At 63.5% G+C, this 12,870-nt stretch carries 11 protein-coding genes; 6 read left to right on the top strand and 5 right to left on the bottom strand.

Going from position 1 to position 12,870, the window contains the following annotated elements; translation table 11 throughout:
- Positions 1–209: 209 nt before the first annotated feature.
- Positions 210–1,268 (bottom strand): tRNA preQ1(34) S-adenosylmethionine ribosyltransferase-isomerase QueA, encoded by a 1,059-nt coding sequence (gene queA, locus BDD21_RS03715; protein ID WP_120799731.1) that lies wholly within the window; start codon positions 1,266–1,268, stop codon positions 210–212.
- Positions 1,269–1,420: 152 nt separating this feature from the next.
- Between queA and BDD21_RS03720 the strand changes: the two genes are divergently transcribed.
- On the top strand, positions 1,421–2,626 hold the full coding sequence (locus BDD21_RS03720; protein ID WP_120795993.1) for an exo-beta-N-acetylmuramidase NamZ family protein: 1,206 nt from the start codon (positions 1,421–1,423) through the stop codon (positions 2,624–2,626).
- Between the two features lie 194 nt (positions 2,627–2,820).
- On the opposite strand, the gene BDD21_RS03725 is transcribed toward BDD21_RS03720, so the two are convergent.
- The 3 genes from BDD21_RS03725 to BDD21_RS03740 form a co-directional block, all read right to left on the bottom strand.
- Positions 2,821–4,245 (bottom strand): sensor histidine kinase, encoded by a 1,425-nt coding sequence (locus BDD21_RS03725; protein WP_120795994.1) that lies wholly within the window; start codon positions 4,243–4,245, stop codon positions 2,821–2,823.
- Complete coding sequence (locus tag BDD21_RS03730) at positions 4,242–4,916, bottom strand: winged helix-turn-helix domain-containing protein (protein ID WP_120795995.1); 675 nt, start codon at positions 4,914–4,916, stop codon at positions 4,242–4,244. The genes BDD21_RS03725 and BDD21_RS03730 overlap by 4 nt, the downstream gene beginning before the upstream one ends.
- A 206-nt stretch (positions 4,917–5,122) precedes the next feature.
- A complete protein-coding gene (locus BDD21_RS03740) occupies positions 5,123–6,661 on the bottom strand; it encodes a Do family serine endopeptidase (RefSeq protein WP_120795996.1) in 1,539 nt (512 codons plus the stop codon).
- A 545-nt stretch (positions 6,662–7,206) separates the two neighbouring features.
- Here BDD21_RS03740 and BDD21_RS03745 point away from each other — a divergent pair.
- From BDD21_RS03745 to BDD21_RS03755, 3 genes are all read left to right on the top strand, one after another.
- The gene (locus tag BDD21_RS03745) at positions 7,207–7,782 is read left to right on the top strand and encodes a hypothetical protein (RefSeq protein WP_120795997.1); all 576 of its coding nucleotides are present in this window, start codon (positions 7,207–7,209) and stop codon (positions 7,780–7,782) included.
- A 144-nt stretch (positions 7,783–7,926) separates the two neighbouring features.
- Positions 7,927–8,307, top strand: a complete 381-nt coding sequence (locus BDD21_RS03750) for a hypothetical protein (RefSeq protein ID WP_147430985.1) — start codon at positions 7,927–7,929, stop codon at positions 8,305–8,307.
- A gap of 10 nt (positions 8,308–8,317) precedes the next feature.
- A complete protein-coding gene (locus BDD21_RS03755) occupies positions 8,318–9,757 on the top strand; it encodes a phenylacetate--CoA ligase family protein (RefSeq protein ID WP_245969391.1) in 1,440 nt (479 codons plus the stop codon).
- 44 nt (positions 9,758–9,801) lie between these two features.
- Here BDD21_RS03755 and BDD21_RS03760 read toward each other — a convergent pair whose 3' ends face one another.
- Complete coding sequence (locus tag BDD21_RS03760) at positions 9,802–10,635, bottom strand: PEP-CTERM/exosortase system-associated acyltransferase (protein WP_120795999.1); 834 nt, start codon at positions 10,633–10,635, stop codon at positions 9,802–9,804.
- 591 nt (positions 10,636–11,226) lie between these two features.
- On the opposite strand from BDD21_RS03760, the gene BDD21_RS03765 reads away from it, so the two are divergent.
- Complete coding sequence (locus BDD21_RS03765) at positions 11,227–11,664, top strand: type 2 periplasmic-binding domain-containing protein (protein ID WP_120796000.1); 438 nt, start codon at positions 11,227–11,229, stop codon at positions 11,662–11,664.
- Position 11,665: 1 nt separating this feature from the next.
- Complete coding sequence (locus BDD21_RS03770) at positions 11,666–12,859, top strand: hypothetical protein (protein ID WP_120796001.1); 1,194 nt, start codon at positions 11,666–11,668, stop codon at positions 12,857–12,859.
- Positions 12,860–12,870 lie beyond the last annotated feature (11 nt).

Consider the following 12,870-nt stretch of genomic DNA (forward strand, 5'->3'; position numbering starts at 1 on the left):
GTCGTGCGGCTCGGTCTCTATAATTTATGCGTTCTGCATTGGATGTCAAGAAGAAACGGTAAAACGCGATCGGATAAGGTGCCGGAATCGATCCATGGGACAGCTTTAAGAGAGCTGTCGCTGCGCACGACTTCACGGAGAATGTCCGCAGAATCGCACACGCTGATTGAGCCATTCGGAGCCGAATCCGATTCGGCCGAACCGCAGGCTCATCGACTCGATGAGTGGTGAAGCGCCGTATCCTCCTCATTGCGGTTCAGAAACATCGCATCGCCGTAGCTGAAGAACCGATACCGAGCATCCACGGCGTGGCGGTAGGCGTCCATCACGGGGCGATAACCCGCAAAGGCCGAAACCAGCATGAGCAGCGTCGATTCGGGCAAGTGGAAGTTGGTGATCATCGCGTTCACCACACGAAACCGATAACCGGGCCGAATAAAAAGGCGACTGTCGCCCCGAAAAGGTTTGAGCGCGCCGTCGGCTGCGGCGGTCTCGAGACTGCGCACGCTCGTGGTGCCGACGGCGACGATACGTCCGCCACTCGCGCGCGTCGAATGCACCGCACGGCAGACCTCCTCATTCACCTCGATCCATTCGGCATGCATCTCGTGTCGATCGATGTCGTCCACTCGAACCGGCTGAAAGGTCCCCGCACCGACGTGCAGCGTCACCTCCGCGAGCCCGACGCCCATCGCGCGCAGACGAACCAGCATGGCCTCGTCGAAGTGAAGACCCGCCGTCGGGGCGGCGACCGCCCCGCTGTGTCGTGCGTAAACCGTTTGATAGCGCGCCTCGTCCGAGACGTCGTCGGGGCGTTGGATATAGGGCGGTAAGGGGATATGACCCTGCTCCGACATGAGATCGGCGAAGGTACCCTCGACCAGTCCGAGTCGATAGAGATCGCCTTCGCGCTGCACCACGAGGAGCCGCGCACCTCCATCGAGCTCGATCCAGCCGCCCGGCTTGGGCGACTTGCTCGCCCGGACCTGGGCCAATGCCGCGCGCGCGTCCACAAGGCGCTCGATCAGGATCTCGACCCGACCGCCGGTGTCCTTACGCCCGAACAGCCGGGCACGCATCACCCGCGTATTGTTGAACACCAGGAGGTCACCCGGCCGGAGCAACCGCGGCAAATCGCTGAAGAGAAGGTCGCGACAGCCCTCGCCCTCGGGGTCGAGTGCGAGCAAGCGCGAGGCGCCGCGATCGGGCAGCGGACGCTGGGCGATCAAATCGGCAGGCAGGTCATAGTGAAAATCGCGAAGGTGCATGGAGCGAATAACGAAGGAGCAGGATTCAAACGGTCTTCGACAAAGGTCTCGGAGCGGGCGGTCGGCGAACGCGGCGCGCATCATAGCACCCGAAGGCCGATCGTCTTCGGTTATCCTTCGCGGATGGATACCTCAATGACGCCCGCCTGAACATCGTGAGACTCGGTATCGATCGGCTATTGGAAGACCACGCCCTGCGCCGTCCCCTGCAAGGTCGCCGAGTGGCGCTGCTCGGGCACCCCGCGTCCTGCACATCCGAGGGTCGACACAGCCTGGATGCCCTGATGGACCTCGGCGAGCTGACTGTCACGGCGGCCTTCGGCCCTCAGCACGGGATGCGCGGCGACAAGCAGGACAATATGGTCGAGACCGAAGACGCCCTGGACCCGCGACACGGCATCCCGGTCTTCAGCCTCTACGGCAAGGTGCGCTATCCGACCGACGCGATGCTCGATCGTTTCGATGTGCTGCTGGTGGATCTGCAGGACATCGGCACCCGCATCTACACCTATGTCACGACGCTCGCCTATCTGATCGACGCCTGCGCCGCGGCGGGCAAGGCCATCCGGGTACTGGACCGACCCAACCCCGCGGGCCGACCGATCGAAGGCAGCATCCTGGAGCCGGGTTGGGAGAGTTTCGTCGGCGCGGGTCCGATCATCATGCGTCACGGGCTGACCTTCGGCGAGCTGGCCCGCTGGTTCGTCGACTACCGCGGTCACGATATCGACCTGGACGTCATCGCGATGGACGGCTATCGCCCCGAGGTCGGCCCCGGTTTCGGCTGGCCGATCATGGAACTCCCCTGGATCAACCCGAGCCCCAACGCCGCGAGCCTCAACATGGCCCGCTGCTTTCCGGGCACCGTCTTGTTGGAGGGGACAACGCTGTCCGAAGGACGCGGCACCACGGTGTCTCTCGAAGTCGTCGGCGCGCCGGATGTCGACTTCGAGCGGGTACTGGCACGCATGCGCGCCGAATGTGCCGCCTGGACCGAAGGCGCCCTCATACGCCCCTGCTGGTTCGAGCCGACCTTCCACAAGCACGCCGGCCGGCTCTGCTCCGGCCTTCAGGTCCACACCGACCATCACGGCTACCGTCACGATCGCTTCAAGCCATACCGATTGGTCGCGCTTATGTTGAAAGCGGTTCGATTGGAATATCCGGACTATCCGATCTGGCGTGACTTCCCCTACGAGTACGAGACCGAGCGCCTCGCCATCGACCTGCTCTCCGGCGGTACCTTTCTGCGCGAGTGGGTCGACGATCCGGAGGCTCGACCAGGCGACTTGGAGCAGCGCCTGAGTGCGGACGAGGTGCGGTGGGCCGAGTCGACTGCGGGGGTGCGACTTTACTAGTGCAGCACGGCAGATGTGTCGAGACCGTTCGTTGTCGTTGTCGTTGTCGTTGTCGTAATCGACCATCGATACGACAACGACAACGACAACGACCACGACAACGACAACGACAACGAAAATGATCTCGGATGGTCTCGGAAATTCTGCACTGCTCCCCCAGTGGTGACTGGTAAGTGGCGAGTGGCGATTCGCCGTTACGCGACCGGGGAGCGCGCATCGCGGAAACCGATCGTAACGATGAGCCCTCCGGCATCCCCGCCGAGCACGATGGAGGCCTGGTGTAGGTCGAGCACCGCCTTCACCAGGCTCAGGCCGAGTCCGCTGCCGGGCGTTGAGCGGCTGTCGTCGAGCCGAACAAAACGATCGAGAACCCTCTCGCGCGCCTCCGGCGGAATGCCCGGCCCGGAATCGCGAATCGTCACTGTCACGCCATCCTCCCGAGACGCCCCGGCAAGCGCGATGGTCCCGCCCGACGGCGTGTATTTGATGGCGTTGTCGACCAGGTTCGCCAAGGCTTGAAACAAGAGGTCGCGGTCGCCCGTGACCTGGGCCGGACCGTCGAGCCGAAGCTTCAGGCCCTGCCCCTTCTCGGCCGCGAGCGGCTCGTAGAGCTCGGCCAAATCCTCCAGTAAGGCGGCCAGATCCAGGCGAGCGAAGGCGGACCGTCGAGCGCCCGACTCGATCCGTGCGATCCGCAGCAGCGCATTGAATGTGGACAGCATCTCCTCGGTATCGGCGATCGTCTCGGCGGCCAGCGCGCGGGCGTTCTCGCAGCCGTCGAGCTCGGCACACAGCAGCTCGAGCTTGGTGCGCACCCGGGTCAGCGGCGTGCGCAGATCATGGGCGATGTTGTCCGAGACCTGTCGCACGCCGGTCATCAGCTGCTCGATACGCTCGAGCATCCGGTTGAGGTTCGCGGCCAGCGCGTCGAAATCGTCGCCGCTGCCGTTGAGCGGAACACGTCGTGACAGATCGCCGGCCATGATCTCGCCGGCGGTCTGGTTGATCGTCTCCAGGCGCCGCATGACACCCGCGCTCATCAGCCATCCGCCCAGCAAGGCCAAGGCCGCGGTGATGGCCAGTCCCCAGCCGAGCGCATCCAGTATCAGGGCGCGCGTGGCCTCGAGATCACGCACGTCGCGCCCGACCAGAAGCCTGAGACCGCCGCGCAGCAGGAAGACCTGTCCGCGTGCCGCATGCTCTTCGGTGCGATCCGGTCCGCGCTCGCGCAGGCGGAAACCAATCCATCCGTCCGGGTCGGGAAAGCCCGCGGGCCAGCGATCGAGGTTGCCGGCGAGCGGCTCGAGGTTGTCGTCGACCAGGAGATAGACGCTCGACCCGACCGGATCGCGCGCGACGCGCTCGCTGATCACCGAGGACAGGCCGGCGAGACCGCGCCGCCGGTATTGCTCGGCAAGCCCGCGGATCTCGGCCTCGATCGTCGCCGCGGTCTGGCGGTCCATATAGCCGGCGGTCGACCAATACAGGAAGGCCATGAGGATGCCGACCGAGACGCCGAGCAGCAGCACGTAGAGGACGGCCAGACGGAAGGTCGAGCTGCGCAGAATATTGGCGGCCCGGGCACGCAGGGCCGACGGCGGAGCCTCGGCGACGCTCATGCGCCGCGGATCATGTAGCCGACACCGCGGACGGTCTGGAGGAGCGGCGGCGCGAAGTCCTTGTCGATCTTGCCGCGCAGGCGGCTGATATGGACATCGATGACGTTGGTTTGGGGGTCGAAATGATAGTCCCACACCTGCTCGAGCAGCATGGTGCGGGTCACCACCTGGCCGGCGTGGCGCACCAGATATTCGAGCAGCCGGAACTCGCGCGGCTGCAGTTGGATCTCGCGCCCGGCGCGGGTCACCTCGCGCTTGAGCAGATCCATCTCGAGGTCCGCGACCCGCAGTCGCGTCTCCGGGGTGTCGGCTTTGCCGCGACGCAGCAGCACCTCGAGTCGCGCATGCAGCTCGGAGAAGGCAAAGGGCTTAACGAGATAGTCGTCACCGCCCGCACGCAAACCCTCCACACGGTCGTCGACCTCGCCCAAGGCGCTGAGAAAAAGCACCGGCGTGCGATTGCCCGAGGCGCGCAATGTGCGCACGATGCCGACCCCGTCGAGGCCGGGCAGCATGCGGTCGACGATCAGCGCGTCGTACTCACCGCCGGCAGCCTGCAACAGACCTGCGCGACCGTCCGCGACATGGTCGGTGACCGCGCCGGTTTCGGCGAGTGCCTTCAGGAGATAGTTGGCGGTTTGGCGATCGTCTTCGATCAGGAGGACTCGCATGGATTCGGGGTTCGGGGTTCGGGGTTCGGGGTTCGGGGTTCGGGGTTCGGGGTTCGGGGTTCGGGGTTCGGGGTACAGAATAGCGCGGAATCCGCTTGGTCGGGGCCTGTGGCGGGGCGCTCGGTTGCGCGATCGCGACCTTGCCTTTCGGCAAAGCCGCGACCGCATATCACCCTGCGTTCGATGCGCCTGAGACGCGGTGGGGATCAGGTCGCGAAGGGGACGGCGATGAAGAGAGGCCGTCCGTCCTTCTCGACTCGCAGGATCAGGCTGTCGCGCTTCTCCTCGGCGGCCGCGCGCACCGCGGTGACGACCTGCTCCGGCGTGCTGACCGACTCCATCCCGACCATCGAGATGAGGCTGCCCGCCTCCACCCCGGCGCGATCGGCCGGGCTGTCGGGCTCGACCTGCGACACGAAGACGCCGGCGGCGTCAGCGCTCAGCCCGCGCTCCGCACGCAGCTCGGGGGTGAGCGGCGACAGATAGAGTCCCAGACGGGGGCGGCCTGTCGCATCGGCGTCCTCGCTCGGCACCGCGGCGATCCGATCCTCTTCGGGCATCCGGCCGATCGTCAATGTCAGGTCACGTGCCTGACCGTCCCGCACCACGCGCAGCGTCATTTCGGTGCCGGCCTTGGTCGCGGCGACCAGCTTCGAGAGGTCTTTCGGCGAGCTCAGCGGCTGCCCCGACGCGCTGAGAATGACATCGCCGGTTCGCAGATCGGACGCGGCGGCGGGAGCGCCGGGCACGAGATCCGTGATCAGAACCCCGGTCGCTTGCTCGAGCCCGAGCCCGGCGGCCAACTCCTCGGTCACCGGCTGGATCTGCACGCCCAGCCAGCCACGCTCAACGCGCCCATTCTCGCGAAGGTCGGCCACCACACGCTCGACCGTCTCGGCCGGGATGGCGAACCCGATCCCGACATTGCCCCCGCTCGGGGAGAAGATGGCGGTATTCACACCGATCACCCGACCCTCGATGTCGAACAGCGGACCACCCGAGTTGCCGCGATTGATCGGCGCGTCGATCTGCAGATAGTCGTCGTAAGGACCCGAGTTGATGTCGCGTCCGCGTGCGGAAATGATCCCGGCATTCACCGAGCCGCCTAGACCGAAGGGGTTGCCGACCGCGAGGACCCAATCGCCGACGCGGGCCTTGCTCGAATCACCCAGCTCGACGGCGACCAGCGGGCGATCGATGTCGATCTTGAGCACTGCGAGGTCCGTCTTGGTGTCGACACCGACCACGCGCGCCACATGGCTGGTGCCGTCGTTCAGGACGACGGTCACCTCGCCCGCGCCTTCGATCACGTGATGGTTGGTCACGATATGACCGTCGCTGTCCACGACGAAGCCTGAACCTTGTCCCGTGGTCTGGCGCGGCATCGACCGCCCCGGCTGCTCGAAGAAGCGACGGAAGGCTTCGGGAACGGCAGCGTCCGGCGGAAGCGCAGGGTGGCCGCGCAAGCCCATGGGTTGCACACTTTCGGTCTTGACCGAGACGTTGACCACCGCGGGGGTGACCCGCTCGGCCACGTCCGCAAAGCTGGGAAACGCCGCGGACGCAACGCGCGCATCCGCGGTGATCGGTTGATCCGCCGCGACGGCATCGCGTCCGTTCCAATAAACGGCACCGGATGCGAGGGCAAGGGCCAAGGTCGCACTGACGAGTGCCGGGCGACGCAAGGGCAGCGACGGGGCCACGGCGATCGAACGAGTCGGGGTCGTGATTCGGCGTTGTGACACGGTATTCTCCTGACCAAAATCCGGCCGACATCGCCATCGAGACGGATGCGTACCGGGACGTTGATGAACAGCTTCGGAGTATCCGGGCGCCGCCATTGCTCGAGGATGTCCGATGTCTTAATTCTTGTTCATCTAAACCGCGTCCAGAGCGAGATGCTCACTTTCGAGTGAGCTCGACGTTTGGTGCATCCGCGGCCCTTCGCGGGGACGCGGTTTAAAAATTATCATTTTCAATCTCTTAAACCTCACCGCCTCCAGCGGCCGTCAAATCCGCCGGGGCCGATCCCATCCCAAAACATCGCATACCGCACCGGGCGCGGTTTAAGCACCGTCTTCGGGGCACCGCCTTCGGGGCGCTTGCGGGAGGCGCGCGGACGGGGTACCGTGCGGGCGCCGTCTGCACCGCTTCGGTGCTGGTCGCAGCTCGGCGAGAATCCGGAGTGCCGTACCTTCGCGCAAGCACCATTCACACGTATAAGCAGACGGGTCGCCGGCTCCGACAGACGGATCCGAGTCGATCCGACGCCACAACAGGAGAGCGCATCATGAATGGAAAACCAATGGCTTTGACCTTGGCTTTCGCACTTGCAGGCGGGATCATCGTCGTGTCTTCGACAGCGCAGGCGGACGTGACCGTCATTCCGGTGACGGGCTCCGAGGTCACCTCGGAGATCAGCGGGATCGTCGAGATCGTCAACGTCGAGCGACGCATGCTCACGATCAAAACACCGGATGGCCGGTTCCACGTCATCAATGTCCCGGAACAGGTCGGGCCTCTCGACCAGATCAAGATCGGCAACAAGCTCACCATTACGGAAACCGAGGCCGTTTTGATCGATCTTGTCAAAGGACCGGATCCGGCAGCCGTCGGGACGACTCAAGAGACGGTCGTCGACCGCGAGCGCGGGGCGAAGCCGGCTGGAACCCTGACCGACACCATGACCCTGTACGGTCGGATCGCTGCGGTCGACAAGGCCAACCGCAAGGTCAGCGTCCAGGGCGCGCAGGAGACGGTCGACTTCACCGTCAACGACCCGGCACTCCTCGCCGAGCTGGCGGTGGGCGACGGCGTGGTCGCGACCTTCATCCGCTCGGTCAAAGGCAAGGTCGAGGTGCGCTGAGTCGCCCTCTTCATCGTCGGGCATCGGCTCGGAGCAGCACCGACAGCATCGGCGTTGCCCGAGCGGCCGAACGGCTCGAAGCAAAGCCGCCGGGCGCTGCCCGCATCCTTCACCCGCATCGAATCCGAGTCACGGAGCATCGACATGTCCCAAGGCGTCGCCGACGTCGCTGCTCGCCGACGCGATCAGGGATACGGAAAACCGCCGACTGGCCGACTCGGGACGCATCTCGTCACACTCGGCGCTCTGATCTGCCTGCTCGGGGTGACCGGCTGTCAATCCACGGCGACGAGCTCACGCGGCGATACCTGCACCTTCGCCCCCGGCATGACGACGGATGACTTGGCACGTTGCGGCTGCGTCGCCGGGAACTCGCGCGGCGACGGCTCCGTCATGCTGATGTCGGAAGAAGCGCTCAACAACACACGCACCGTCGCCATCATCAATTACATGTGTCCGCTCGGCGCGGCCGGTGTCGCCAGGGTTACCGTGATGAACGGCGTCGCCACAACCGTTTACGAGTAGATGCGAGTAGATGATGAGAGCACTGGACAAGCTCGTGCGGCGATGGCAGCTCAAAGCGATGGAGCACATCGATACGGCGGCGCTCCTAAAGGCCGGCAATCGACGTGTCCTCGAGCGGTTTCAACGTGTCGCGCGCGACGTACCGGCCTACGCCGCCATCCTGAATGCCCACGGCGTATCGGCGGGCGGGATCCGGACGCTGGATGACTTCACCCGGCTATGCCCGGTCATCGAGAAGCAGGACATTTTCGGCGCCTATCCCATCGATCAACTCTGTGTCGGTGGACATCTGGGCTCGCTGGCCGGTGTCTTGACGAGTTCCGGCCAAGGAGGGCGGTTCGCATTCGGCCTCTCCACGCATCGACAAGCCCGGCGCGCCGCAAAGGCGATCGAGCTGGCACTGGAGCTCAGCTTCGGGACCGACCGCTACTCGACGCTTCTGATCAACGCCCTTCCGATGGGGGTGCGCTTCTCCTGCTCGACCGTCACCATCGCCGAGACCAGTGTACGAGAGGATATGGTGTGCGCGTTGGTGGAGCAGTTTGCTCCGCATCACCAACAAACGATCCTGGTCACGGATCCATTGTTCTGCAAACGCCTCCTCGATCAGGGCCGCGATCGCGGTCTGGACTGGGGTCGTTTCAAGGTCCACGTGGTCCTCGGCGAAGAGACCTTCGGCGAGGCATTTCGGGATTATGTCGTGCGCGGTTTGGGGCAGGATCCGGACGGATGGACGGCCGGATCGGCGATCTCCTCGATGGGCGTCGGGGAGCTCGGCCTGAACCTGTTTTTCGAGACAACCGATACCGTTCGCTTGCGCCAGCGCGCCCATCGGCAACCGGAGGCATTACGCCCGGCGATCGGCGATTGGCAGGGCCGGGTCCCGCCCCTTCTCTTCGTCTATGACCCGCTTCGGATTTTTGTCGAGGTGATCGAGCCCGACCCGAGCGGCTTCGGCGCCTTGACGATCTCCAGCCTCGATCCGGACTCGATGCTTCCACTCATCCGCTATCGGACCGGAGACCGGGCCAGATTGCTCGACACCGCGACTGTCGCACGCACCTTGAGCGACATCGGCGGGGTTCACCTGAATGTGCCGAGACTCCCGATGATCGCAGTTGTCGGTCGCGCCAGCGATCATCTTCCCGATGGACGCCCCTTGCTCGACATCAAGGACGCCCTCTACGTGCGGCACGACATCGCCGACCGCCTAAGCGGCGCCTTTCGCATCGAGCATGAGGACACCGGCTGTTGCATCCATGTGCAATTGAGCGCAGGCGTGGAGAACGGAGGGCCGGAATTCGCAAGCGCGCTCGACGCCTGTCTCCCCAAACCGAACTCCGGTGACCGCGACCGAATCAAGATCTGGTCACACGCCGACTTTCCATTCGGTCAAACTTTAGATTACGAAAGAAAATTCAACTATCTCGACGCCCCGAGAAGACCCTGAACCGAATCCGGCACCAGCCGGCTCAATCGGCCCCGTGAATCCAATCAGGCACTCCGGGCCTGCTCCTGCACTTGCGGATCGCCAGCGACGGCGGACTCGATGCAGTCGGGCAAGTACTCGGACTCCAAACCGCAGGCCAGGTATTGTAGGGTTGCCGGAAAGGTCGCGTACAGAGCCGTCTCAAACGCCTCGACGCTGGTGACATAGGGCCGCACGGGGCCGAAGTAATCGACATCCGGGCCGGCGGGGATGTAACGGAAGCCCAATCGTCTCAGCATGAGATACAGACCCCGCTCCATGGCCAACATCCAGTGGGTCACCCCGCGGCGCTTGCTCTCCTGATACAGCAATCGGGAGAGTCCGATCAGGATCTCAGGGGTGTTGCGCGGAGGGCAGAAGGGCAAAATGTCGGCACTCTCCGGCCGACCGGGATCTATTCGGGGCGGGCCACCAAAGACTGAATCACCCTCGCGACGTCGAAAATTTTTCGAAACCGCCAAACGCGAGATCTCGGCAAAACCTGCCAGTGCTGGATGTGACGGGTCGTTTAAAAAGGCGTAATCGCCGGTGAACACACAGTGGCTCATCAGAGGAAAGCCGAGCGGCGAAGGCATGACGAGCCGTGCCGTTCCCGCGGGATGGCCGGCACGATGAGTGGCGAGCATATGTATCGAATACGCGTCGAACTCGTCTCGCTCCGCTTCGTCCGGGAAGTCGTTCTCGTCCAAAAAACCACGCTCTACGCAGTAGACTTGGTAGCGGATGCGATAGACGGTGTCCAGACTGGACGCATCCTCGACGCAGTTGAACCGAAAGTAGGGGTCTTGGCCGTGACCCGCCCCCGGATGACAGGCTGACTCCGATGCATTCAAGCTCATGCAACCCTCCGGTGACATTATCGATTCGCGCGATCTCGCACCTCGAAAGAAAATCGGAGGGCGAGATTGCGCTTAGCGCGCATCGCAGCGATTCCGCCGACACGCGCTTTGTCCGCTTCGAACGTCATACTCATACCGGGCAGGAGGCTATCACATCAACAACATGTCGCGTAATCCCAAGCATTACGGATCCTCTGCACGCGTCCTCTGCGGCACCGACGCGACATGCAGCGCGTTTAGCACGAACGCGGACCTTGTGTCTACGCACCTACACAGTCTAGACTTGGGCCATCGCTTGATCTCCCCAAGCTTGGTCGCGACTCCCGCGGCCGCACTCGATCATGGCGAAGATCATGACGAGAGTTACGACTCGCAGACGCCCGGAAAAACGATCCACGTCGGCACTTCCTGATCAAAGGGAAGGGCGGCAAGGTATCGGCGCTGGTTTGGAAGGCGACCTGCCCGCGACCCCATGGGTTGCGTCTGTCTTCGATCCTGTCCACCTGCGCTCGTCTAAGGATCTCGGCACGGGGCCTCGAGACTGAGCGTACCCGTGGTGGATGAGTCGATACAGGACTTCTGGAACACGCCTTGATCTCCCGTCGGTCTGTGCGCAACATCATCAAGAGCGCGGTCGGTGCGGCCTTGTGCTGCATGTCATTGCACGCCTGTCCGCAAGACTTGATCGCTCACAGAGGCGCGGGTGTCGAGACCTTGACCCGCAACGAGGCGCGTCTTTTCTTCACGATGCGCCTCAAAAATTGGCCCAACGGAACATTGGTCAAGGTTTTCGTGCTGCCCGACAACAACGCACTTCACAACCGCTTCTCCAACGAAATCCTCGGACTCTACCCCTACCAACTTCGGCGCGTTTGGGACCGACAGATCTTCTCCGGGACAGGGCAGGCGCCGACGACCGTCTCGAGCGAGCAGGAGATGCTCGACCGCGTCGCCACCACGCCGGGAGCGATCGGCTATGCAGATGGACCGATCGAGAATCCAAGCATTCGCCTGCTGGAGGTGCGTTGAGATGCGTACCCGACTCTCAATCGCGGTCCTGCTGGCCTGGATGGCTCCGAGTACGGCTCCGGCCCTGGAGTTTGTCGAGGGGAAACTGCAGGTCCACGGCTTCGCCAGCCAGGCCGTCCTCAAATCGACCGACAACGACTATTACGGCAATAGCCCCGGTACCTCGTTCGACTTCACCGAGATCGGGCTGAATGCCTCCTACCAAAGCACGCCGAGCCTGCTGTTTTCAGGGCAGCTTTTGGTTCGAAAGGCCGGAGGTATGTACGACGGCACCCCATCTCTGGACTATGGCTTAGTCGATTTTACGCCCATCTCCGATGCCGAGCGTCGCCTCGGGGTGCGCCTCGGACGCATCAAGAATCCTTTCGGACTTTACAACGAGACGCGCGACGTCCCATTCACGCGCCCCGGCATCTTCCTGCCTCAAGTGATTTACTATGACAAAGTTCGGAATCTGCTGCTGTCATACGATGGAGTCATGCTCTACGGCGACCGCTATCTCGATCAGGGCAACCTCTCCCTGAACCTCGGCGTCGGGCAGTCCGTCATCGACAACAACGTCGAATGGGCCTATCTCGGCGGCGACTTCGAGGGCGATCTCCGAGCTGAAGGCATCAACTGGGGGATCGGAAGCCTATGGTTTTCGACGCCGGCCGACGAGATCAAGCTGGGCCTCAGCGCCATCGTGACTGAAATGGATTTCAATGCCCGGCCGGAATCCCTTTTGAGCCCCGGGACCATCGACGTCTTCGACTGGGTCGCTTCGTTCCAGTACAACGCCGCGGATTGGACGATCTCGTCCGAGTACTCCCGAGCACCGACGCGCTGGAACGATCTAGGCCCCTATTTCCCCTTCAAAGATCAGGTCATGGAAGGGTACTATCTGCAGGGCGCTTACCGGCTTCGACCGAATCTCGAGATCATGGCCCGTTACGAGGAAGGTTTTGCAAACCGCAGCGATCGCAACGGGTGGGGCTCCTCGGATCTCACCGGCGGAACCACCCCGCGCTTCGATTTCTTTTCCAAGATCTGGACCCTGGGACTGCGCTGGGACATCAACCCGAACCTCATGTTTCGTCTCGAATTTCAACGGCACGACGGCACCTATGCCCTGTCGATCCGCGAAAACCCCGACCCGAGCAATCTCGTACGTGAATGGGATGTCTTCGGCGCATCCGTTTCGGTCCGTTTTTGAGGCCCCCGGGG

This window comes from Thiocapsa rosea (assembly GCF_003634315.1).
GTDB classification, from domain to species: Bacteria; Pseudomonadota; Gammaproteobacteria; order Chromatiales; family Chromatiaceae; genus Thiocapsa; species Thiocapsa rosea.